Genomic DNA, 22,470 nt, shown 5'->3' with positions numbered 1-22,470 from the left:
CAACATGAAGAAACCGAAGCTCAAAAGTGCCATCCACTCCGGCTCCAACCTGCTCAAGGCGATGGAGGTGTTCGAAGCCGTCGCCGAATCCGGCCAGATGACGGCCGCGGCCCGCATGCTGGGCCTCACGCAATCGGCGGCCTCGCAGCACATCGCCGCTCTCGAGAAGGCCTATGGCGTGACGCTGATCGACCGCAGCGTGCGGCCTTCGCGCCTGACGCAGGCCGGAACGTTGCTCCACCGTCATGCAGCGCGCATCCTCAACGTCGTCGGCGATCTCGAGATGGAAATGCGCCAGCAGGGGCCGACACCGATCAGCGTGCTCCGCCTCGGCATCCTCGCCTCGATAGCAACGACGCTGACGCCCGGTCTCGTGGCGATGGCAAAAAAGGGCTTCGGCGTCCGCGACGTGACGCTGCATGCGGGGCAGAGCGGCGACCATGAAACGCTGCTTCGCACCAAGCGCGCCGACCTCGCCATCACCTCCAACCCGTTCTACGACATGGAGGGGCTGGAACGTCACGCCGTGCTGCAGGAATCCTTCCTGCTGGTTGTGCCGTCATCCTATCGTGGGCCGACCGACAGCCTCGACGCCGTGCAGCGCCGCCTTCCGCTCATCCGCTTTGCCGACTCGACCAGCGTGGGCCGGCAGGTGACGCAGCATCTGCGGCGTCTGCGCATCAACCCTCAGCAGGTGATCCAGGCGGACCGCTCCAGCATGGTGACGGCCTGTGTGTGCAACGGCATGGGTTTCACAATGCTCACGCCGACGCTGCTCATCGACGGCTTCGTCGAGCGCATGCCCTTGCGGGTGCTGCCGCTGCCCGCAGCGCGGCTCACGCGTACGATCACGGTCGTCGCGCGCGAACGCGAACTCGGGAACTTCCCGGCGCAGGTGGCGAAGCTCTCCCGCAAGACACTCGTGCAGGAGATCGCCCGTCACATGGAAAAGACCGGCAGCGAGGCGCTCAACCTGGAGCCGGACCGGGCCTGAACCCCGTCAGTTGCCGAGGATGGTGGGAAGCCGCAGGCCCTTCTCGCGGGCGCAGGCAATCGCCTCCTCGTAGCCCGCATCGGCATGACGCCAGACGCCGGTGGCCGGATCATTCCACAGCACACGCTCGAGGCGCTTCGCCGCAGCATCGGTGCCGTCGGCAACGATCACCACGCCCGCGTGCTGCGAGAAGCCCATGCCCACGCCGCCACCATGGTGCAGCGACACCCAGGTGGCGCCACTTGCGGTGTTGATGAGGGCGTTGAGAAGCGGCCAGTCGGACACGGCATCGGAGCCGTCCTTCATCGCTTCCGTCTCGCGGTTGGGCGAGGCGACGGAACCGGAGTCGAGGTGATCGCGGCCGATGACGACGGGCGCCTTCAGCTCACCGCTCTTCACCATCTCGTTGAACATCAGGCCGGCGCGGTGGCGGTCGCCGAGGCCGATCCAGCAGATACGGGCGGGCAGGCCCTGGAAGGCAATGCGTTCGCGCGCCATGTCGAGCCAGCGGTGAAGGTGCGTGTTCTCGGGGAAGAGCTTCTTCATGGCCGCATCGGTCTTGTAGATGTCTTCCGGATCGCCGGAGAGGGCGCACCAGCGGAAGGGCCCGATGCCGCGGCAGAACAGCGGGCGGATGTAGGCTGGCACGAAACCGGGGAAGGCGAAGGCATTCTCGAAGCCTTCCTCCTTCGCCACCTGGCGAATGTTGTTGCCGTAGTCGAGGGTGGGAACACCGGCGTTCCAGAAATCCACCATCGCCTGCACGTGCGCCTTCATCGAGGCGCGGGCGGCGTGTTCGACGGCCTTGGGATCGCTCTCCTGCTTGGCCCGCCATTCGGCCACGGTCCAGCCGGAGGGCAGATAGCCATGCAGCGGATCATGGGCAGAGGTCTGGTCGGTGACGATGTCGGGGCGGGGGCCGCCCGCCTTCATGCGCTTCACCAGTTCCGGGAAGACATCGGCGGCATTGCCGAGGAGGCCGACGGACTTCGCTTCGCCCGCCTTGGTCCACTGGGCGATGAGGGCGAGCGCCTCATCGAGCGTCTTCGCCTTGGCATCGAGATATTTCGTGCGCAGGCGGAAGTCGATGCGGGTCTCATCGCATTCGACGGCGAGGCAGCAGGCGCCGGCGAAGACGGCCGCGAGCGGCTGCGCGCCACCCATGCCGCCGAGGCCGCCGGTCAGGATCCACTTGCCCTTCAGGCTGCCGCCATAATGCTGGCGGCCAGCTTCGGCGAAGGTTTCGTAGGTGCCCTGCACGATGCCTTGCGTGCCGATGTAGATCCACGAACCCGCGGTCATCTGGCCGTACATCATCAGGCCCTTCTGATCGAGGGCGTTGAAGTGATCCCAGGTGGCCCAGCGCGGCACGAGGTTGGAGTTGGCGATGAGCACGCGCGGTGCGTCCGCATGGGTGCGGATGACGGCGACCGGGCGGCCCGATTGCACGACGAGGGTTTCATCCGCTTCAAGGGACTTGAGCGAATTGACGATGCGGTCGAAATCGCCCCAGCTCCGCGCAGCGCGGCCGATGCCGCCGTAGACCACCAGCTCATGCGGGTTCTCGGCCACGTCCGGATGCAGGTTGTTCATCAGCATGCGGAGTGGTGCTTCGGTTTGCCAGCTCTTGGCATTGAGCGTGGTGCCCGTCGGCGGGAAAATGTCGCGGCTGTTCTTGCGGTCTAGCATGGCTGTCCTCACTCAGGAAAAAACATGGGCGGATATGATGTTGCGTTGAACTTCTGAAGAACCTTCGTAGATGCGGAAGATGCGCGCGTCGCGGCAGTAGCGCTCGATGGGGACGTCACGCACGAAACCGTAGCCGCCGTGGATCTGGAGGGCGGCGTCGGTGACGCGGCCCACCATTTCGGAGCAGGCGAGCTTGGCGAAGGAGGAGGCAAGGGTGAAGCGCTGCCCCGTCTCATGGGCGGCCTGACGCTGGCGCACCGCATCGAGCGCAAGTGCGCGCGAGCGCGCCATGTCGAGCGCCATGTCGGCCACCTGCCAGCGGATGCCCTGACGGTTGGCAAGCGGTTCGCCGCCGATGACGCGCTGCTTGGCGTAGGCGACGCTGGCATCGAAGGCCGCCTGCGCAATGCCGAGTGCCATGGCTGCGACTTCGAGCCGGCCGTTGTCGAGCACCACCATGGCGGTCTTGAAGCCCTTGCCTTCGGTGTCTCCGAGAAGGGCATCGGCCGGGAGATGGCAGTCGAGGCTGACGCTGTGCACATGACCGCCGCGCAGGCCCATGGTGCGCTCGGGCGGACCGGCAGAGAGACCCGGCGTCGGTTTCGGCACGATGAAGGCGGAGATGCCGCGATGCTTGGCGGCGGGATCGGTGACCGCAAAGACGATGAGAAAGTCTGCCGCACCCGCATTCGAGATGAAGCACTTGGAGCCGGTGAGATGCCAGCCTTCGGCGGTGCGGGTGGCGCGGGTCTTCATGTCGGCAGGGTCTGACCCGGCAGTGGGTTCTGTGAGCGCGAAAGCGCCCAGCACCTCGCCCGCCGCAGCGCGGGGAAGCCAGTGCGCAATCTGTGCGGCATTCCCGCCGAGCAGGATGGCATCGGTTGCGAGATAATGCGCCGTGAGGGCCGAGACAGTGGAGCCGCAGGCCTGCGCCACCGTCTCGACAATGGCGAAGAGGGCAAGCGCCGAGAGGCCGGGGCCGCCTGCGCTCTCCGGCAGGTTCGCGCCCATCACGCCAAGCTCGGCAAGGCTCTTCAACTGGGTGGAGACGAAGCCGCCCTCGGCATCGGTGGCGGCGGCGCGGGGTGCGAGTTCGCGCTCGGCGTAGCGGGCGACGGTGTCGACAACGCCTGCGTCATCGGGAGAAAGGCCGGGCCAGCGTTCCATCATCATGCGATCCCCCTCAGGATGCTGTCGCGGTCGCCATCAAGCGCGGGTGCTGCGCGGGTGGCGGACGGTTTCGTGCCGTCGAACCACACGGGCTGCGGCACGCTGCGGGCTTCGCCCAGAACGGGATGCGGCAGCGGCTTCACGAGGTCGCGGGCCGTGGCTTGCGCACTGGCGGCCGCTTCGCCGAAGCTGCGGATCGGGGCCGCGGTCAATCCGGCGGCAGTGAGTTTGGCAACGGCTTCATCGGCGGAGAGGCTGCGGCTCCAGTCCTCGATGAGCGCCTTCAGAGCGGGCTCATTGGCCGTGCGGGCGCTGTCGGAGTTGAAGCGCGGATCGCGCTCGAGGCCAGTGTGACCGATCAGGGCGGCGAGCGTTGCGAAGTGCCGCTCGTTCAGAACGCAGAGGGCAAACAAGCCATCGGCAGCAGCAAAGCAGCCGAAGGGCGTGGAGAGCGGATGGCGGTTGCCGACGCTGCGGGGTTCGCGGCCGCCGTAGAACAGTTGTGCCTGCGCGGTCGGCAGAAGTGCGAACAGGGCATCATGCATGGCGACATCGAGTGTTGCGCCTTCGCCGCTGCGTTCACGCTTGAGCAGGGCCGCGAGGATCGACCAGCTGGCGAAGAGGCCGCCCGCGAGATCGGCGACGCTTTCACCCATCTTGAGCGGCTCGCCACCTTCTTCGCCGTTCACCGCCATGGCGCCGCTCAGCGCCTGGATGACGAGATCATAGGCGGGAAGGCCGGTCCACGGGCCGCTTTGGCCGAAGCCCGAGATGGAGGCATAGACGAGCGACGGCTTTTCGGCGCGGAGGCTCTCAGCATCGAGACCGAACTTCGCGGCGACACCGGGCCTGAAATTCTCGACCACGCAATCACACGAGAGCGCGAGCCTGCGGGCGATGAGCCGCTGCGCCTCGTCCTTGAGATCGAGCACGATCGACGACTTGCCGCGATTGACGAGCTGGAAGAGGGCGCTCTCGCCCGAGACGAAGGGACCGATGTGGCGGTACTCGTCGCCCTCCGGCGGCTCCACCTTGATCACCTCGGCGCCGAGGTCCGCGAGCAGCGCGGTGCAGTAGGGGCCCGCCAGCACGCGGGTGAGATCGAAGATGCGGAAACCGGTGAGCGGTCCTTCAGCCATGACGCGAAAGACTCCGTGCAACAGCTTCAATCTCTTCCAGAATCCGCTTCAGCGTAAGGCGGGTCTTTTCAGCCTTTGCGGTGTCATAGGCGAAGGGCGCGGCCTCGGTCTGCAGATAGGCAGATTGGGCGATTTCCATCTGGATGGCGTGGACGTTGCTATCGGGTGTGCCGTAGTGGCGCGTGGTCCATCCGCCGCGGAAGCGCCCGTTCAGAACGGAGCTGTGCGGCGAGGCGGCGGCGATCTCAGCTGTCACGCGCTCGATCTCCGCATCACAGGTCTTGCCGTTGTCGGTGCCGATGTTGAGGTCAGGCAGCACGCCCTCGAAGAGAAAGGGAATGCGCGAGCGGATGGAATGGCAATCATAGACGATGGCGATGCCGTGCTTCGCCTTCACCCGCGCCACCTCGGCGGCAAGCGCCGCGTGATAAGGGGCGTGGAACTTGCCGCGGCGTTCCTCGATGTCGGCAGCCTTCGGCTCCTGACCCTCCTTCCAGATCGACACGCCATCGAAGTCGGTGAGCGGGCAAAGCGTCGTCGTGTTCTGTCCGGGGTAGAGCGAATGGCCGGAGGGATCGCGGTTGGCGTCGATCACGTAGCGGTGGAAGGTCGCCTCCACGCGCGTCGCGCTCGCGAGCAGACCGTCATAGAGTCTCGCAATGTGCCAGTCGGTGTCGGCGAGGATCAGGCCGTTGTCATTGAGCCGCGCGCGGATCGCCTCCGGCACGTGGGTTCCACCATGGGGGAAGCCGAGGATGACTGGGCCGTCACCGGCGCTGACCGTGACCGGCGTCATGCAGCCACGTCCGGCAGGGCAAGGCCCGTCGATTGCGCGATGGCACCCGTCGCGACGAGGGCAGCAGCCTTCTCGAGATCAGGCGCAATGAAGCGGTCGTCGCCCATGGTCATCACATCCTGGCGGACGCGCTTGACCACCTTCTGCAGCGCGTCCGAGGTGGGGAGTGGCGCGCGGAACTCGATCCCCTGTGCGGCACAGAGAAGCTCGATGCCGAGGATGCGCTGCAGGTTGGCGTTCATTCGGAACAGGCGCCGTGCACCATGGGCCGCCATGGAAACATGATCTTCCTGGTTGGCGGAGGTCGGCGTGGAGTCGGTGACGCACGGCGTGGCGAGGTGCTTGTTCTCGCTCATCAGCGCCGCACTCGTCACCTCGGCGATCATGAAGCCGGAGTTGAGGCCGGGGTTCGGCGTGAGGAAGGGCGGCAGGTCGAAGGAGAGGGTGGGATCGACCATCAGCGCGATGCGGCGCTGGGCGATGGCGCCCACTTCCGAAATGGCGAGCGCCGTCATGTCGGCGGCGAAGCCCACAGGTTCGGCGTGGAAGTTGCCGCCGGAAACGATCTGCCCCGATGCGGTGAGCACCAGCGGATTATCGGTTGCGGCATTGGCCTCGATCTCGAGCGTGCGACCCGCCTGACGGAGAACGTCCATGGCAGCCCCCGTCACCTGCGGCTGGCAGCGGATGCAGTAGGGGTCCTGCACGCGGCTGTCGCCCTCGCGATGGCTTTCGCGGATCACCGAGCCGTCGAGCAGTTGCCGCATGGTGGCAGCGGCCTCGATCTGCCCGGCGTGACCGCGCAAGCTGTGAATCTCGGGCTGAAGCGGCGCTGTCGAGCCCATGATCGCGTCGGTCGAGAGTGCGGAGGTGACGAGCGAGGTGATGGCGCAGTCCCAGGCATCGAACAATCCGGCCAGCGCACAGGCCGTGGAAAACTGCGTGCCGTTGATGAAGGCGAGGCCTTCCTTCGGGCCGAGCGGAATGGGCGTGAGGCCGGCGCGCTTCAGGGCCTCCGCACCCGGCAGGCGCTCGTCCTTGTAGAAGGCTTCGCCTTCACCGATCATCGCGGCGGTCATGTGCGCCAGCGGTGCAAGATCGCCGCTGGCACCGACCGAGCCTTGCGCCGGAACGAGTGGTGTCACGCCCTTTGCCAGCATGCCCTCGAGCAGCTCGATCAGCGACCAGCGCACGCCGGAGGCGCCGCGCCCGAGGCTGAGCAGCTTGAGCGCCATCATCAGGCGCGTCACGGCCCGCGGCATGGCTTCGCCCACGCCGGCGCAATGGCTGAGGATGAGATTGCGCTGAAGCGTCGCCGTGTCGTTGGGCGCAATGCGCAGCGAGGCGAGTTTTCCGAAACCGGTGTTGACGCCATAGACGGGAGCATCACCCGCCGCAGCGGCGCTGATGATGGCGGCAGAAGCTTCCACCTGCGAGCGGGCGCTGCGGTCAAGCTGGGCCGGCAGTTCCTCGCGATAGAGGCGGCGAAGCTGGGCCAGTGTTGTTGCGCCGGGTGTGAGGGTGATGGCGGTCATGCGACGGTCCCGATGATGCGTTCGTGAAGGGGATTGAAGCCGATGCGGTAGGCCAGCTCGGCGGGATGCGAAGCGTTCCACACGGCAAAGTTGGCGACCTTGCCTGCGGCGAGGGTGCCATGATCAGTGAGCCGCAGCGCGCGGGCGGCATGCACCGTGGCACCCGCCAGCGCTTCCTCCGGCGTCATGCGGAAGAGGGTGCACGCCATGTTCATCGCCAGCAGCAGCGAGGAGAGCGGCGAGGAGCCCGGGTTCATGTCGGTGGAAACCGCCATGGCAACGCCATGCTTGCGGAAGAGGTCGATGGGTGGGGCCTGCTTTTCACGCAGCGTGTAGAAGGCGCCGGGCAGGATGGTGGCCACCGTTCCTGCCTTTGCGAGGGCCGCGACACCCGCTTCGTCCACATATTCGAGATGCTCGGCGGAGATCGCGCCGTAGCGGGCAGCGAGTTCCGCGCCATGTAGGTTCGACAGCTGTTCTGCGTGAAGTTTCACCGGCAAACCCAGTTCCTTCGCCACGTCGAAGACGCGGGCGATCTGTGCCGTCGAGAAAGCAATGCCTTCGCAGAAACCATCCACCGCATCGACAAGCTTTTCGGCGTGGGCAGCGCGGAGGGCGGGAATGCAAACGTCGTCGATGTAGGCGTCGGCCTTGCCCTTGTACTCGGCAGGAATGGCGTGGGCGCCAAGGAAGCTCGTCACCACCTTCACGTGGCGCTTCTTCGGAATGCGGCGGGCGGCGCGCAGCATGTTCAGTTCGGTCTCGATGTCGAGGCCATAGCCTGACTTGATCTCCAGCACCGAGACGCCTTCGGCAATCGCTGCATCGACGCGGGGCAGGGCCGCGGCGACAAGATCATCCACACTCGCCTTGCGGGTGGCCGTCACGGTGGAGACAATGCCGCCGCCGGCGCGGGCCACCTCTTCATAGGTGGCACCCTTGAGCCGCATTTCGAATTCGTTGGCGCGGTTGCTGCCATGGACGAGATGGGTGTGGCAGTCGATCAACGCCGGCGTGACGAGGCGGCCACCGAGATCATGGGTGGGAAAGGAGGCGTAGGCCTTGGGGCAATCCATGCGCGGGCCGATCCAGGCGATGCGGCCATCTTCGCAGGCAATCGCCGCATCGGCGATGAGGCCATAGTGCCCGGAGGCCATGGTTGCGGCCGTGCCGTTGATCAGAAGCGACGTGGTCCTGGGCATGTCTTTCACTCTCCGGCCTCACCGGGCTTTACAGGGTTCTAGTCTTCTGCGATTATTATGTCTAGACATAATATCGGAGCGCCGCCCATGGCCAACACATCGATCTTTGCCGCCCGCGCGCTGTTGACGAACGGCTGGGTGCAGAATGTCCGACTGGTTGTGGCACAAGGGCGCATCACTTCGGTTGAAGCCTTCGCCAAGCCCGAGGCGCGGGATGTGCAGGTGGATACGTTGCTTCCGGCGCTTGGCAATCTCCACTCCCACACCTTCCAGCGCGCCATGGCGGGCATGACCGAATATCGCGCCTTGGGTCGCGAAAGCTTCTGGACCTGGCGGGACATGATGTACCGCTTCCTCGATCATCTGACGCCTGAACACGTTGAGGCGATTGCCGCACAGGTTTTCGTCGAGATGATGGAGGCGGGCTATTCCGCCGTGGGCGAGTTCCACTACGTGCATCACCAGAAGGGCGGCGCGGCCTATGCCGATCTCGCCGAACTCTCGGCCCGCATCATGGCAGCGGCGCAGGGCACCGGCATCGGGCTCTGCCACCTTCCCGTGCTCTACACCTATGGCGGGGCGGAGAAGAAGCCGCTGGCAGGTGGGCAGTTGCGCTTCGGCAATGATGTGGAACGTTTTTCGAAGCTTGTTGAGAAGTGCCGTGTCATCGCCACGGGATTGCCTGCTGACACCGTTGTCGGCATGGCGCCGCACTCGCTTCGCGCCACGGCGCCGGATGACCTCAAGCGGACGCTTACGCTTTCGGGAAAACATCCGGTCCACATCCACGTCGCCGAGCAGCCGCGCGAGGTGGAGGAGATCAGCGCCTGGCTGGGTGCGCGTCCGGTGGAATGGTTGCTTGCCAATACGCCTGTCGGCGCGAATTGGTGCGCCATCCATGCGACCCACATGACCGCCGCGGAGACGGCGAGCCTTGCCCGCTCGGGTGCAGTGGCAGGCCTGTGCCCCATCACCGAAGCCAATCTCGGCGATGGACCGTTCAATGGACCGGGGTGGCTTGCCGCAACCGGTGCTTTCGGCGTCGGATCGGATTCGAACGTCCGCATCTCCCTCACCGAGGAATTGCGCACGCTGGAGTATTCGCAGCGCCTGCGTGACCTTGCCCGCAATGTGCTGGTGCCGGAGCAGGGTTCGGTCGGACACTTCCTCTATACCCAGGCCGCGAAGGGCGGCGCGCAGGCGCTGGGCCGTGGGTCGGGCGAAATCGCGCCGGGGCGGCTTGCCGATCTCGTGGCCATCGAACTCGCGCCATCTCTCGCTCTGCGCACTCAAGGAAGATCAGCTCCTCGATGGCCTGTGCTTCGCGGCACCCGATACGGTCGTGACCGATGTCTGGGCCGCAGGCCGCCATCAGGTGCGGGACGGGCGGCACGTGGCGCGGGAGGACGTGGCCCGCCGCTATCGCGCGGCCATCGCCGATCTCACGGGTCAGCTCTGATGAGCCTTGCCATTGCCAAAGGTGCGGAAGGCTATCGCGGCGTCAAGGAGACGCTGCTGCAACGCATCCGCACCAACCGCTGGCCGCCGGGAAGCCTTCTCCCCGGAGAGATCGAACTGGCGGGCGAATTCGGTGTCGCCCGTGGCACGGTGAACCGGGCCCTGAAGGAACTGACCGACGAGGGCTTCCTCGAACGCCGCCGCAAGGGTGGCACGCGGGTGCGGCAGGCGCCGCTTCGCGCCGCCCGCTTCGAAATCCAGCTTGTGCGTGCGGCGATCGAGGAGACGGGGGCCACTTACGCTTACGAACTGCTGCAGCGGCGCGAGGAGGAAGGTCCGAAGGACGTGCGCGACATTCTCGCGGCGAAGAAGAACCAGACCTTGCTTCGGCTCTTCTGCCTGCATCTTGCCGATGGCAAGCCCTATCAGGCGGAGGAGCGCTGGATCAGCCTTGCGGCCCTGCCGAAGGCGCGCGACGCCGACTTTACCACCCTCGGTCCCAACGAATGGCTGGTGCAGACGGTGCCCTACACGGAAGTGGAGATCCGCATCCTTGCCGCGCCGGCTTCGAAGCCGGTCGCCAAGGCCTTGCAGGTCGAGCCCGGCACCGCATTGCTCACCACCACCCGCACCACCTGGCTCGATGGCGTTCCGCTCACCCATGTGCGCCTCACTTTCCACGAAGGCCATGAGCTTGTGACCCGCTATTGAGTGGCCGAGTTTGCAAGTCCCGGCGGCTCGGGCCATAAGGTGGCCATGCGTTCTCTTTCAGGTTCAGTCGTATGAAATCCGGTCACAACAGTCTGCCGCGCAACCCGGGCACCGCCTTCACGCCGGAGTGGTTCGAAACCGCACAGGTCAACACCAGCGCCGCCGAGCGCCGGGCCGCAACCCTCACCACCCGCCGCAGCGTCAAGAAGGATTATCAGGCGGCGTGGCTCGTGAAGGCGCTGCAATGCATCGACCTCACTACGCTGGCGGGTGACGACACCGCAGGGCGCGTGCACCGCCTCTGCGCCAAGGCAAAGCGCCCCTTGCGGGATGATATCGTGGAGAAGCTCGGCCTCTCCGCAGCGCCGCCGCAGGTGGGGGCTGTCTGCGTTTATCCTTCCATGGTGCCCCATGCGGTGAAGGCGCTGGAGGGATCGGACATTCCGGTCGCCTCCGTCGCCACGGGCTTTCCAGCGGGCCTCACGCCGCTCGCCACCCGCCTTGCGGAAATCCGCTGGGCGGTGGAGCAGGGCGCCCGCGAGATCGACATCGTGATCTTCCGCGAGCAGGTGCTGACCCAGGATTGGCAGGCGCTTTACGATGAGGTGAAGGCGATGCGCGAGGCCTGCGGCGAGGCCCATCTCAAGGCCATCCTGGCGACAGGTGACCTGAAGACACTGCGCAATGTCTACAAGGCGTCGATGGTGGCGATGCAGGCGGGCGCGGACTTCATCAAGACCTCGACCGGCAAGGAAGACGTGAACGCCACGCTGCCCGTCAGCCTCACCATGGTGCGGGCACTGCGGGATTATGGGGAGCTTACCGGCCATGCCGTGGGCTTCAAGCCGGCGGGCGGCCTCCGCACCGCCAAGGATGCCATGAACTGGATGATCCTGATGAAGGAGGAAGCGGGCCGCCGCTGGCTGGAGCCCGATCTCTTCCGCATCGGCGCTTCGTCGCTTCTTGCCGATATCGAGCGCCAGCTCGAACACCACGTGACCGGCCGCTACGCCGCTCTCTCCCATCACGCCATTGCCTGAGGACCTGTGATGCCCAGCGTTTCCGACATTCTCGACAGCATGGACTACGGCCCCTCACCGGAACAGACGGACCATGTGAAGGACTGGCTTGCCCGCCACAAGGAGGGCTTCGGCCATTTCATCGCGGGTGCCTTCACCGGCGGCGCGTCACAGTGGATCGATGTCGACAATCCGGCGACGGGCGAGCGCCTCGCCCGTGTGCCGCAAGGAACGTCGGCTGACGTCGATGCCGCCGTGAAGGCGGCGCGCAAGGCCTTTCCGGCGTGGTCGAAGCTTCCGGGCCATGCCCGCGCCAAGCACCTCTACGCGCTGGCCCGCCACATCCAGAAGCGCGAACGCTTCTTCGCCGTGCTCGAAACCATGGACAACGGCAAGACCATCCGCGAGAGCCGCGATATCGACGTGCCGCTGGTGGCGCGGCATTTCTATCATCATGCCGGCTGGGCGCAGCTGATCGAAAGCGAGTTCCCCGGCCATGGTCCCGTGGGCGTGTGCGGCCAGATCATTCCGTGGAATTTCCCATTGCTGATGCTGGCGTGGAAGATTGCGCCTGCCCTTGCCGCCGGAAACACCGTGGTGCTGAAGCCCGCGGAATACACCCCACTCACCGCACTTGCATTGGCCGAGGCCTGCGTGGAAGCGGGTCTGCCCAAGGGCGTGGTCAACATCGTCACGGGCGATGGCGAAACGGGTGCGGCACTCGCCGCACATCCGGACGTGGACAAGGTCGCCTTCACCGGATCGACAGAGGTGGGCCGCCTCATCCGCCAGGCGACGGCGGGCTCGGGCAAGAAGCTCTCGCTCGAACTCGGCGGCAAGTCGCCCTTCATCGTCTACGAGGATGCCGATCTCGATGCCGCCGTGGAAGGCGTCGTCGATGCGGTGTGGTTCAACCAGGGCCAGGTCTGCTGTGCGGGCACCCGCCTTCTGGTGCAGGAAGGAATTGCGCCGCGCTTCCTGCAGAAGCTGCGGAAGCGCATGGAGACGCTGCGGGTCGGCGATCCCCTCGACAAATCGACCGACATGGGGCCGCTGGTGGCGCCGCAGCAGCTGCAGCGCGTCTCCGGCCTCGTGAAGAAGGGCGAAAGCGAAGGCGGCACGCTGGTGCAGGCGCCGGGCGCCCTGCCGCAGAAAGGCAACTATTTCCCGCCGTCGCTCTTCCTTGATGCCGAACCCGCCTCAACCGTGATGCAGGAGGAAATCTTCGGCCCCGTGGTGGCGGCCATGACCTTCCGTACGCCCGACGAAGCGGCGACACTTGCCAATCACACGCGCTATGGCCTCGCCGCCTCCATCTGGTCCGAGAACATCAACGTGGCGCTGGATGGTGCAGCCCGCATGAAGGCCGGCGTGGTGTGGATCAACTCCACCAACCTGTTCGATGCGGCCGCCGGCTTCGGCGGCTACAAGGAATCGGGCTTCGGCCGCGAGGGCGGGCGCGAAGGGTTGTATGAATATCTCACCGCAGACTGGCTGAAGGCACTGCCCAAGGATGCGTCCTCGCCGAAGGGCAAGCTTGCGGGCTCCACTGTGCGGGGCGAACCGCTGGCCCCCGATGCGATCGACCGCACCGCCAAGCTCTATGTGGGCGGCAAGCAGGCGCGTCCCGACGGCGGCTATTCCTATGCGGTCACCAACGCCAAGGGCAAGGTGATCGGGCAGGCGGGCCTCGGCAACCGCAAGGATATCCGCAATGCCGTCGAAGCAGCGGTGAAGGCCTCCGCGTGGTCGTCCGCCTCGGCCCACAACCGCGCACAGGTGCTCTACTTCATCGCCGAAAATCTGGGCGCGCGGCGCGACGAGTTCGCGAAACGGCTGGTGCAGGCGGGGCATTCTGCGCGGGACGCGGCACGCGAAGTGGAGGCGTCACTCGAGCGCATCTTCTTCTATGCCGCCCATGCCGACAAATACGATGGCCGCATCCACTCCACCAATGCCAAGAAGCAGACGACGCTCGCCTTCAACGAGCCCTACGGCGTGATGGCGCTGGTCTGCCCCACGGACGCGCCGCTTCTCGCCATGGTCTCGCTGCTGATGCCGGTGCTCGCCATGGGCAACCGTGCCGTGCTTGTGCCGTCGGAGGAGATGCCGCTCATCGCCACCGACTTCTATCAGGTGCTCGATACGTCGGACGTTCCCGGTGGCGCCGTGAACATCGTCACGGGTGCGCGCGATGAACTGGCGAAGACGCTGGCCGAGCACGATGAAGTGGCCGCCATGTGGTATCATGGGTCCACGCAGGGTGCGGCGATGGTCGAGAAGGCCTCTGCCGGTAACCTCAAGGCCACCTGGACCTTCGGCGGCCGCAAGGTGAACTGGTTCGATGCCGTGCAGGCGCAGGGCCACGAGTATCTCCGCCGCTCCGTGCAGGTGAAGAACATCTGGATTCCCTACGGCGAATGACGGCGATGAGCGACAGGACCGACAGCCTCAAGAGGTGGATCGACCAGGGCAAGGGCGCAAGCCCCGCCGATCTCGTGCTCAAGGGTGGCAAGTTCTTCGATCTGGTCACGGGCGATCTCGTTTCCTCCGACATCGCCATCTGCGATGGCGTGATCGTCGGTACCTACGGCCTCTACCGCGGTACGAAGGAGATCGACATCAGTGGCAAGGTGGTGGTGCCGGGCTTCATCGATACCCATCTTCATGTCGAGTCCTCGCTTGTCACACCGCTCGAATTCGACCGCTGCGTGCTTCCTCACGGCGTCACCACCGCCATCTGCGATCCGCACGAAATCGCCAACGTGCTGGGCGTTTCGGGCATCCGTTACTTCCTCGATTGCGCCGCCGAGACCATCATGGACCTGCGCGTGCAGCTTTCGAGCTGCGTGCCTGCCACGCACCTTGAAACATCAGGTGCGGAGATCACCGCCGACGACCTGCGCCCCTTCATCGATCATCCTCACGGCATCGGCCTTGCGGAGATGATGAATTTTCCGGGCGTGCTCTTCCACGATGCGGAATGCCTCGCCAAGCTCGCGCTGTTCGAGGGCCGCCACATCGACGGCCACGCGCCACTCCTTCGCGGACTTGATCTCAACGGCTACCTGTCGGCGGGGATCCGCACCGAGCATGAGTCGACGACTGCCGCGGAAGCGCTGGAAAAACTGTCGAAGGGGATGCACGTTCTCATCCGCGAGGGCTCGGTGTCGAAGGACCTCCACGCCCTGCTGCCGATCATGACCGAGCGGCACTCGCCGTTCCTTGCGCTCTGCACCGACGACCGCAATCCTCTGGATATTGCCGAGGAGGGCCATCTCGATTTCATGATCCGCACGGCGATTGCCCATGGCGTGGCGCCGATCGTCGCATACCGGGCCGCCAGCATTTCCGCCGCGCGGGCCTTCCGCCTGCAGGACCGGGGACTCGTGGCGCCGGGCTGGCGGGCCGACCTCGTGGTGCTGGACGATCTCGAAGCCTGCCGGGTGAACACGGTGCTGGCGCGGGGCAGGGTGGTGGACGATGCTCTCTTTGCCACCCGCAAAACCGTGGTGCCCGTGGGCTACAACAGCGTGAAGGCAAAGCCCGTGACGGCCGCCGCCTTCCGCATCGAAGGCCAGGGCCGCAACCTTTCGGTGATCGGCGTCGACCAGGGCAAGATCATCACGCAACATCTGCGCATGACGCTTCCAGAAAGGGATGGTGCGGTTCTCTGTGACCTGAAGCAGGATGCGATCAAGGTCGCGGTCATCGAGCGCCACGGCAAGAACGGCAACATCGGGCGCGGCTTCGTGCATGGCTTCGGTTTGAAGTCTGGCGCGATTGCCTCCACCGTCGGTCACGACAGCCACAATATCTGCGTGGTGGGCGCCAGCGAGGAGGACATGGCCGTGGCCGTCAACCGCCTGATCGAGATGCAGGGCGGCTTCGTGGTGGCGGGAGGTGGAAAGGTACTGGCTGATCTGCCGCTTCCAATTGCGGGCCTGATGAGCGACCGCCGCTTCGAGGATGTGCATGATGGGCTCATTCCGCTCAGGGCAGCTGCGAAGTCGCTGGGCACGGTGCTGCCCGAGCCCTTCCTGCAGGTTGCATTCCTGCCGCTGCCGGTGATCCCGCATCTCAAGATTTCCGACCGGGGCCTTGTCGATGTGGACCGGTTCGAGCTGATTTCCCGCCTGAACGACGCCCCCTGAAGGGCGCAGCCTCTTCCCTCAAGGTGTTTGATTTTCGCCGGAAACTGGCGCTTTGTTGAGAATCAACAATTCGCCGGAGTTTGAAATGCCCCTGTTGCTCCTCCTGATCCACCTCGGCGCAGCCGTGATGCTGCTGCTGTGGGCCGTCCGCATGGTCCGGACCGGGGTGGAGCGCGCCTATGGGGCGGGCCTGCGCGATGCCATGCGCCGGGCCCGGCGCGGCTCCGCCTTCATGGCCATGGCGGGCGTGGTGCTGGCGATCGTGCTGCAGAGCGCTACCGCGGTGGGTGTACTGGCCGCAGGCTTTGCCGCCTCGGGGGTGATCTCCACCGCCATGGGCATCGCCGCCCTGCTGGGGGCTGACTTCGGATCAGCACTGGTCGTCAAGATCCTGTCCTTCAATCTCTCGGAACTGGTGCCTATCCTGATCCTTGCGGGCACCACCATGTTTCTCAAGTTCGAGAACCGCATGGTCCGCCACTACGGCCGGATCGTGCTCGGCCTCGGCTTCATCCTGCTCTCGCTCCGCATGATCGGGCAGGCCACCGAACCGCTGCGTGAGAGCGCTGTGGCCCCGCAGATCATGGCTTATCTGGCGGGCGATCCGCTTACCTCCTTCATCGCCGCCGCGGCCATCGCCTGGGCGCTGCATTCCTCCGTCGCCACGCTGCTGCTGCTCGCAAGCTTTGCCGGTGCGGGACTTCTGCCGGTGGAGGCTGGCTTGCCCATGGTGCTTGGCGCCAATGTTGGCGGCGCGGTGATCGCCGCCTGGCTGACGCGAAGCGCGCCGCTTCCGGCACGGCGCATTCCCGCCGGCAACCTCGTCTTCCGCAGCATTGCCGCCGTCATCTGCCTCGGGCTTCTCCAGGTGGTGCCCATCCCCGTCACCACGCTCGGCAGCACGCCCGCCGTGCAGTTCGTGAACTTCCACGTGGCCTTCAACTTCGTGCTGATGCTGCTGGCGCTGCCGCTGACGAATGTCATGAGCCGCCTCACCGAACAGCTCCTGCCGGAACCTGTCGACCCCATCGCCAACCGTCTTGCCTTCCGCTCGGCGCTCGACCGCAGCGTCATCGGCCGCCCGGCACTGGCGCTGGCCAGCGCCCAGCGGGAGCTGCTGCGCATGGCCGAAACCATCGAGGTGATGCTGCGCCCGGTGATGGATGCCTTCGAGACGGGTGACCACGCCCACATCACCCGGCTGCAGTCGCTCGACCAGGAAATCAACCGTCGCCACACCGACATCAAGCTCTTCATAGCCGAGGTGAACCGCGGGCAGTTGAGCGAGGCGGAAATGCGCCGCGGCTTCGAACTGGCGAGCCTCGCCACCGATTTCGAGGCGATCGGCGACCTGATCAAGACGCTGCTGGCGCTGGCGGAGGAGAAGGCACAGCGCAAGGTCAAGTTCTCGGAGGAGGGCTGGCGCGAGCTGATCAGCCTGCACGACCGGGTGATGGCCAACATCCAGATGGCGATGAACGTGCACGTCTCCGGCGACCTCGACAGCGCCCGGCAACTGGCGGAGGAAAAGACCGTGATGCGCAAGCTGGAGCGGGAGAGTCAGGACAAGCATCTGGCCCGCCTCAAGGCCGGTCAGGCCGAAAGTCTCGAGACCAGCGACATGCATCTGGAAATCGTGCGGGCCCTGAAGGAGATCAATTCGCTCATCGCCAAGGTGGCCTATCCGATCCTCAAAGAAAGCGGACAGCTTCTGGATAGCCGCCTTGCCTCGTGATCCGGGGGCATGAGCGATTGTGATCACTTGAAATCATTACAGGAATTGCCCCGGCCCGGGGACATTCCTTCTTGACTCGTTTTGCCTCGCCGCCATTATCACGCCCTGACGAGAAGATGATCCGTGGATGGAAGTCTCCGAGCCGCGGGCACAGAAAGTACAGATGGGAACCGAAGCGCAGACAGGGCCCTCCGGCGGAGGACAGGACAGGCGTGACGCCACCGATCAGGCGTTGCCCGTCGAACTGCGCGCCGTCTCCAAATCCTTTGCCGGCATCAAGGTGGTTTCCAACGTCAGCTTCGACATCCGCCCCGGTGAAGTGCACGCGTTGATGGGCGAGAACGGCGCGGGCAAGTCCACCCTGATCAAGATCATGGCGGGGCTGCACCAGGCCGACGAAGGTGACATCCTCGTGAACGGCAAGGTGGTGAAGTTCGCTTCGCCCAAGGATGCCCATGCCGCCGGCATCGCAACCGTGCATCAGGAACTGCTGCTCTTCCCGGAACTGACCGTTGCTGAAAACATCTTCCTCGGCCAGACGCCGAAGACGGGGGCAGGGCTCATCGACTGGACGGCGATGCGGACCCGCGCCCGCGAACTGCTCAACTCCCTCGACAGCCATGACCTCGACATCGACCAGAAGGTGGCGAGCCTCTCGGTCGGCAACCGGCAGCGGATCGAGATTGCGCGCGCTCTCGCACAGGATGCCCGCGTTCTGATCATGGACGAGCCGACTGCGGCCCTGGCCGAGGCGGACGTGCAGCGCCTGATGGCGATCGTGCGCAATCTCTGCGCCCGTGGCGTAGCCATCATTTACGTCAGCCACCGCATGCCGGAAATCTTCGCCCTCGCCAACCGGGTGACGGTGCTGCGCGACGGCCAGCATGTAGGCACCAAGCCTGTTTCGGAAGTGGACGAAGCGAAGCTCGTCTCCATGATGGTGGGCCGCTCTATCGACCGGCTCTATCCGGCCAAGCAGGGCACGGATGGTGATGTCATCCTCGAACTCAAGAACGTCTCCCACAATCGCGTGGTGAGGAACGTATCGCTCAAGCTGCGCCGCGGCGAGATCCTCGGACTTGCGGGGCTCGTGGGCTCGGGCCGGACCGAAACGGCGCTCACCATCTTCGGCATCACGCCCGCCACCGCAGGCGAAATCCTGATCGATGGCAAGCCCACCACCATCGCCACACCGGAAGCAGCCCGCGATCTCGGCATTGCCTATGTGCCGGAGGACCGCGGCCAGCAGGGCCTGATCAAGGCCCAGACCATCGAGGACAACATCGCGCTCGCCAACCTGAAGCGGTTGATGCGCGGCTTCTTCGTCGATGCGAAGCGCGTGACCGAGGAGGCCACTGCGGCCATCGCCCGCTTCGGCATCCGGGCGCGCGGGCCGAAGCAGACGGTGCGGCAGCTCTCGGGCGGCAATCAGCAGAAGGTGGTGCTCGGCAAGTGGCTGGCCACCAACCCGCGCATCCTGATCATGGACGAGCCCACTCGCGGCATTGACGTGGGCGCCAAGGCGGAAATCCACCTGCTGATGCGAAAGCTCGCGGGTGAGGGCATGGCGATCCTGATGATTTCAAGCGAACTGCCGGAGGTGCTGGGCATGAGTGACCGCGTGCTGGTGATGAGCGGCGGCACCGTGACGGCCGAATTCGCCAAGGCCGACGCCACAGCGGAAGCCGTGGGCGCCGAAATGACCCGCACCCGCACGCCGGAGATTGCCGCATGAGCGCCGGCGCCACCATGTCCGCGCCCGGCCGCTCGGCCTTCCAGCGCTTCGTCAGCGGCTACGGGCAGGAGATCGTCGTCTTCCTGTCGATCATCTTCCTCTTCGTCGTGGTGGGCGCCATCAACCCGCGCTTCCTCTCCGACACCAACATCAACTCGATCTTCGCCGGCAATGCCTATATCGCGGTTGCCGCCATCGGCATGTCGATGATCATCATGGCGGGGCACATCGATGTCTCGGTGGGCGCCCTCATCGGCGTGATCGCGACAATCGCGGGCACGCTCGCGGTGAACGGCTATCCCATCTGGATCGCCTGGCTGGTGCCCATCCTCTTCTCCATGGCGGTCAACGCCGGCGTGGGAGCTCTTGTCGCCTACACCCGTATCCCGTCGATCGTGGTCACGCTTGGCATGCTGTCGATCCTGAAGGGCGGCCTGATCAGCGCCACGGAAGGCGCGTGGATCACCAACATGCCCGCCGAATTCATGATCGCCCAGATGCGCCCCTTCGGCATTCCCTCGGCGGTCTACTTCATGGTGATCCTGACGATCATCGCCTCCTTCTTCATCAAGTACACGGACTTCGGCCGCTCCATCTATGCGGTGGGCGGCAACATGGAAGCGGCGCGTGCGGCGGGCATCAACCCGGAGCGCGTCGTCGTCGGCGTCTTCGCCCTGCACGGTTTCTTTGCAGGCGTGGCGGGCATTCTCTTCGCAACGCAGTTGCAGGTGATCCAGTCCACCGTGCCGCCCAACCTTGAACTCACCGTCATCACCGCCTCGGTGATCGGCGGCGTGTCGATCCTCGGTGGCACGGGAACGGTGATCGGTTCGACGCTGGCCGCCATTCTCTTCGCCTGCATCGGCTCGGCCCTCATCTTCCTGAATGTCTCGGCCTACTGGCTCCGCGCCGTGCTGGGCCTGATGATCCTCGCCACGGTTCTTGCCGACATGGCGCGCCGCCGGAGGGCCAAATGACCGCCCGCCTGCTCCGCCACGAAACCATCCTCGCCATCCTCACGGTGATTGCGCTCTTCGTGCTCGCCATGCTCTCCGACAAGTTCTTCACCGGCGAGAACCTGCTGAACCAGGGCCGCCTGATGTCGGAAGTGGGCCTTGTGGCGCTGGCCATGACCTTCGTGATCGTGACAGGTGGCATCGACCTCTCGGTGGGCTCGATCCTCGGCCTTACGGCGATCTTGCTCGGCGTTTTCTGGAAGAACCTCGGCCTGCCGCTGCCGGCGGCCATCGTGCTCGCCATGGCCTGCGGCACCTTCGCGGGCTGGGTCAACGGCTGGATCATCACGCGCTTCAACGTCCCGCCGCTTATCGCCACTTTGGCCACATTGGCGCTGTATCGGGGTCTCGCAGAAGGCATCAGCGAGGCGCGCTCCGTGCGTGGATATCCCGAATGGTTCTTCTTCTTCGGCCAGGGCGAGGTGCTGGGCGTGCCGTTCCAGCTCTGGATCCTCGGCATCGCCACGGTGGTTGCGGCGGTGATCCTCGGACTCACGCCTTTCGGCCGCGCCACTTATGCGATCGGCGCCAACGAAGTGGCCGCCCGCTTCTCCGGCATCCGCGTCAATGCCACCAAGCTGTGGATCTATTCCGCCGCGGGCTTCCTCTCCGCGCTCGCCGCCGTGATCTTCGTCTCGCGCGTCACCACCACGCGCTCCGACATGGGCACCGGCCTCGAACTCGACGTCATCACCGGCGTGGTCCTTGGCGGCACCTCGATTTTCGGCGGGCGCGGCACCATCATCGGGACGGTGCTGGGCCTCATTCTCATTCAGGCCCTGAAAAACGGGCTCGCGCTTTCGGGCGTGAAGGGCGACGGCACCATCGTCGTCATCGGACTGGTCTTGATCGGCGCGATCCTCGTAGGCGCGCTGTTTGACAGGAACAGAGGCGGCTGATTTTCGGGAGGAACAGTTTCCGGCCCACCCGCCTGTGGGACAAGGAAACAACAAATGGGAGTTACAGAGATGAAGAAACTGACACTCGCTGCCTTGCTGGGCCTCGGCCTTGTGAGCGGCCACGCCCTTGCAGCCGGCTGGACCGGCGGCGACGACCAGAAGACCAACCCGCTGGCCTGCGACGGCACGCCTTCGGCTGCCGCTGCAATGCCCTATGACGGCGGCGCGCCCACCAACCCGCCCGACCGCAAGGGCAAGAAGATCACCGTCGTGGACGTGCCGAAGCTGATCGGCATCGGCTACTTCAACGCCACCTCGAAGGGCATCGCTGATGCCGCCGCCGAACTCGGCAACGTCGACGCCAAGACCGACGGCCCGACCAAGGCCAACATCGACGAGCAGATCACCTTCCTCGACAACTACATCACCTCCGGCGTGGACGGCATTCTCTTTGCCGCCAACGACCCGGTCGCCATCGCTCCGGTGCTGAAGAAGGCACTGGAGAAGGGCATCAACGTGGTGGGCTATGACGCCAATTCCACGCCCGACGCCCGCCAGTGGTTCGTGAACCAGGCCCAGTTCAACGGCATCGCCAAGGCGCTGGTTGACTCCATGGCCGCGGAAATCGGCGAGGAAGGCGGCTTCGCCATCGTGACCTCGACCTTCACCACGCCGAACCAGGCCCGCTGGATCGCCGAAATGTCGGCCTATGCCGAGAAGTGCCACCCCAAGATGAAGTGGCTGGAAACGGTGGAAGCCCAGGAAGACAACAACCTGTCCTTCAACCAGGCCACCACCCTCATCAACAAGTATGGCGACGAGCTGAAGGGCATCTTCGGCATGACCTCGGTTGCGACGCCCGCCTCGGCTGAAGCCGTGACCCAGGCCAACAAGTGCGGCAACATCGCCGTCGTCGGCCTTGCCACGCCGAACGCCATGAAGCCCTACGTCGAAAAGGGCTGCGTGAAGTCGGTGGTTCTGTGGAACCCGGTCGACCTCGGCTATGCCGCCATGCAGGTGCTCCGCGCCGTGGCCGACGGCACGCTGCAGCCGGGTGCGACCTCGGTGAAGGCCGGCAAGCTGGGTGAACTCCAGGTCATCAACGGCTCGGAAATCCTTCTTGGCGCACCTTACGTGTTCAACAAGGACAACATCGGCCAGTTCGACTTCTGATATGATCGCCAGAGAAACAGGAACGCCGTCCCACCCGGGGCGGCG

Annotated in this window: 16 protein-coding genes; 10 read left to right on the top strand and 6 right to left on the bottom strand. The window is 65.3% G+C overall.

Going from position 1 to position 22,470, the window contains the following annotated elements; genetic code table 11:
• Nucleotides 1-4 precede the first annotated feature (4 nt).
• Nucleotides 5-994, top strand: a complete 990-nt coding sequence (locus QM801_RS13040) for a LysR family transcriptional regulator (RefSeq protein WP_415019646.1) — start codon at nucleotides 5-7, stop codon at nucleotides 992-994.
• A 6-nt stretch (nucleotides 995-1,000) separates the two neighbouring features.
• On the opposite strand, the gene hutU is transcribed toward QM801_RS13040, so the two are convergent.
• From hutU to hutI, 6 genes are read right to left on the bottom strand one after another with little or no spacing between them, the layout of a single operon-like run.
• The gene (gene hutU, locus QM801_RS13035) at nucleotides 1,001-2,683 is read right to left on the bottom strand and encodes a urocanate hydratase (protein WP_415019645.1); all 1,683 of its coding nucleotides are present in this window, start codon (nucleotides 2,681-2,683) and stop codon (nucleotides 1,001-1,003) included.
• A 12-nt stretch (nucleotides 2,684-2,695) separates the two neighbouring features.
• The gene (locus QM801_RS13030; protein WP_415019644.1) at nucleotides 2,696-3,856 is read right to left on the bottom strand and encodes an acyl-CoA dehydrogenase family protein; all 1,161 of its coding nucleotides are present in this window, start codon (nucleotides 3,854-3,856) and stop codon (nucleotides 2,696-2,698) included.
• On the bottom strand, nucleotides 3,853-4,992 hold the full coding sequence (locus QM801_RS13025) for a CaiB/BaiF CoA transferase family protein (protein ID WP_415019643.1): 1,140 nt from the start codon (nucleotides 4,990-4,992) through the stop codon (nucleotides 3,853-3,855). Before QM801_RS13025 ends, QM801_RS13030 begins: the two co-directional genes overlap by 4 nt.
• A complete protein-coding gene (gene hutG, locus QM801_RS13020; protein WP_415019642.1) occupies nucleotides 4,985-5,788 on the bottom strand; it encodes an N-formylglutamate deformylase in 804 nt (267 codons plus the stop codon). The genes QM801_RS13025 and hutG overlap by 8 nt, the downstream gene beginning before the upstream one ends.
• Nucleotides 5,785-7,323, bottom strand: coding sequence for a histidine ammonia-lyase (gene hutH, locus QM801_RS13015; RefSeq protein ID WP_415019641.1), 1,539 nt, complete (start codon nucleotides 7,321-7,323; stop codon nucleotides 5,785-5,787). The genes hutG and hutH overlap by 4 nt, the downstream gene beginning before the upstream one ends.
• On the bottom strand, nucleotides 7,320-8,525 hold the full coding sequence (gene hutI, locus QM801_RS13010) for an imidazolonepropionase (RefSeq protein WP_415019640.1): 1,206 nt from the start codon (nucleotides 8,523-8,525) through the stop codon (nucleotides 7,320-7,322). The genes hutH and hutI overlap by 4 nt, the downstream gene beginning before the upstream one ends.
• An 87-nt stretch (nucleotides 8,526-8,612) precedes the next feature.
• Here hutI and QM801_RS13005 point away from each other — a divergent pair, with 87 nt between their 5' ends.
• The 9 genes from QM801_RS13005 to QM801_RS12965 all read left to right on the top strand — a co-directional run bounded on the left by QM801_RS13005 (nucleotide 8,613) and on the right by QM801_RS12965 (nucleotide 22,425).
• Nucleotides 8,613-10,694: a formimidoylglutamate deiminase gene (locus QM801_RS13005; RefSeq protein ID WP_415019639.1), complete on the top strand. Its 2,082-nt coding sequence runs from the start codon at nucleotides 8,613-8,615 to the stop codon at nucleotides 10,692-10,694.
• A gap of 71 nt (nucleotides 10,695-10,765) precedes the next feature.
• Nucleotides 10,766-11,734, top strand: coding sequence for a deoxyribose-phosphate aldolase (gene deoC, locus QM801_RS13000; RefSeq protein WP_415019638.1), 969 nt, complete (start codon nucleotides 10,766-10,768; stop codon nucleotides 11,732-11,734).
• Between the two features lie 9 nt (nucleotides 11,735-11,743).
• On the top strand, nucleotides 11,744-14,137 hold the full coding sequence (locus QM801_RS12995) for an aldehyde dehydrogenase family protein (RefSeq protein WP_415019637.1): 2,394 nt from the start codon (nucleotides 11,744-11,746) through the stop codon (nucleotides 14,135-14,137).
• Nucleotides 14,134-15,867, top strand: coding sequence for an adenine deaminase (gene ade / locus QM801_RS12990; RefSeq protein ID WP_415019636.1), 1,734 nt, complete (start codon nucleotides 14,134-14,136; stop codon nucleotides 15,865-15,867). The genes QM801_RS12995 and ade overlap by 4 nt, the downstream gene beginning before the upstream one ends.
• An 85-nt stretch (nucleotides 15,868-15,952) precedes the next feature.
• Nucleotides 15,953-17,602 (top strand): Na/Pi cotransporter family protein, encoded by a 1,650-nt coding sequence (locus QM801_RS12985; RefSeq protein WP_415019635.1) that lies wholly within the window; start codon nucleotides 15,953-15,955, stop codon nucleotides 17,600-17,602.
• A gap of 163 nt (nucleotides 17,603-17,765) precedes the next feature.
• Nucleotides 17,766-19,337 (top strand): sugar ABC transporter ATP-binding protein, encoded by a 1,572-nt coding sequence (locus QM801_RS12980; RefSeq protein WP_415019634.1) that lies wholly within the window; start codon nucleotides 17,766-17,768, stop codon nucleotides 19,335-19,337.
• Nucleotides 19,334-20,314, top strand: coding sequence for an ABC transporter permease (locus tag QM801_RS12975; RefSeq protein ID WP_415019633.1), 981 nt, complete (start codon nucleotides 19,334-19,336; stop codon nucleotides 20,312-20,314). Before QM801_RS12980 ends, QM801_RS12975 begins: the two co-directional genes overlap by 4 nt.
• Nucleotides 20,311-21,252: an ABC transporter permease gene (locus QM801_RS12970; protein ID WP_415019632.1), complete on the top strand. Its 942-nt coding sequence runs from the start codon at nucleotides 20,311-20,313 to the stop codon at nucleotides 21,250-21,252. The genes QM801_RS12975 and QM801_RS12970 overlap by 4 nt, the downstream gene beginning before the upstream one ends.
• 69 nt (nucleotides 21,253-21,321) lie before the next feature.
• On the top strand, nucleotides 21,322-22,425 hold the full coding sequence (locus QM801_RS12965) for a substrate-binding domain-containing protein (RefSeq protein WP_415019631.1): 1,104 nt from the start codon (nucleotides 21,322-21,324) through the stop codon (nucleotides 22,423-22,425).
• Nucleotides 22,426-22,470 lie beyond the last annotated feature (45 nt).

Origin of the sequence: Aestuariivirga sp. (assembly GCF_047600585.1) — a bacterium.
Lineage (GTDB): Bacteria > Pseudomonadota > Alphaproteobacteria > Rhizobiales > Aestuariivirgaceae > Aestuariivirga.
Note: the sequence above shows the minus strand (reverse complement) of the source record. Positions and strands in the feature narration are given on the sequence as shown.

Excerpts from the sequence above, each read along its gene's own strand:
- QM801_RS12985 (WP_415019635.1), top strand. The coding sequence starts at position 15,953 with ATGCCCCTGTTGCTCCTCCTGATCCACCTCGGCGCAGCCGTGATGCTG.
- QM801_RS12995 (WP_415019637.1), top strand. The coding sequence starts at position 11,744 with ATGCCCAGCGTTTCCGACATTCTCGACAGCATGGACTACGGCCCCTCA.
- QM801_RS12965 (WP_415019631.1), top strand. The coding sequence starts at position 21,322 with ATGAAGAAACTGACACTCGCTGCCTTGCTGGGCCTCGGCCTTGTGAGC.
- hutU (WP_415019645.1), bottom strand. The coding sequence starts at position 2,683 with ATGCTAGACCGCAAGAACAGCCGCGACATTTTCCCGCCGACGGGCACC.
- deoC (WP_415019638.1), top strand. The coding sequence starts at position 10,766 with ATGAAATCCGGTCACAACAGTCTGCCGCGCAACCCGGGCACCGCCTTC.
- QM801_RS13040 (WP_415019646.1), top strand. The coding sequence starts at position 5 with ATGAAGAAACCGAAGCTCAAAAGTGCCATCCACTCCGGCTCCAACCTG.
- hutG (WP_415019642.1), bottom strand. The coding sequence starts at position 5,788 with ATGACGCCGGTCACGGTCAGCGCCGGTGACGGCCCAGTCATCCTCGGC.
- ade (WP_415019636.1), top strand. The coding sequence starts at position 14,134 with ATGACGGCGATGAGCGACAGGACCGACAGCCTCAAGAGGTGGATCGAC.
- QM801_RS12980 (WP_415019634.1), top strand. The coding sequence starts at position 17,766 with ATGGGAACCGAAGCGCAGACAGGGCCCTCCGGCGGAGGACAGGACAGG.
- hutI (WP_415019640.1), bottom strand. The coding sequence starts at position 8,525 with ATGCCCAGGACCACGTCGCTTCTGATCAACGGCACGGCCGCAACCATG.
- QM801_RS13030 (WP_415019644.1), bottom strand. The coding sequence starts at position 3,856 with ATGATGATGGAACGCTGGCCCGGCCTTTCTCCCGATGACGCAGGCGTT.
- QM801_RS12970 (WP_415019632.1), top strand. The coding sequence starts at position 20,311 with ATGACCGCCCGCCTGCTCCGCCACGAAACCATCCTCGCCATCCTCACG.
- QM801_RS13025 (WP_415019643.1), bottom strand. The coding sequence starts at position 4,992 with ATGGCTGAAGGACCGCTCACCGGTTTCCGCATCTTCGATCTCACCCGC.
- QM801_RS13005 (WP_415019639.1), top strand. The coding sequence starts at position 8,613 with ATGGCCAACACATCGATCTTTGCCGCCCGCGCGCTGTTGACGAACGGC.
- QM801_RS12975 (WP_415019633.1), top strand. The coding sequence starts at position 19,334 with ATGAGCGCCGGCGCCACCATGTCCGCGCCCGGCCGCTCGGCCTTCCAG.
- hutH (WP_415019641.1), bottom strand. The coding sequence starts at position 7,323 with ATGACCGCCATCACCCTCACACCCGGCGCAACAACACTGGCCCAGCTT.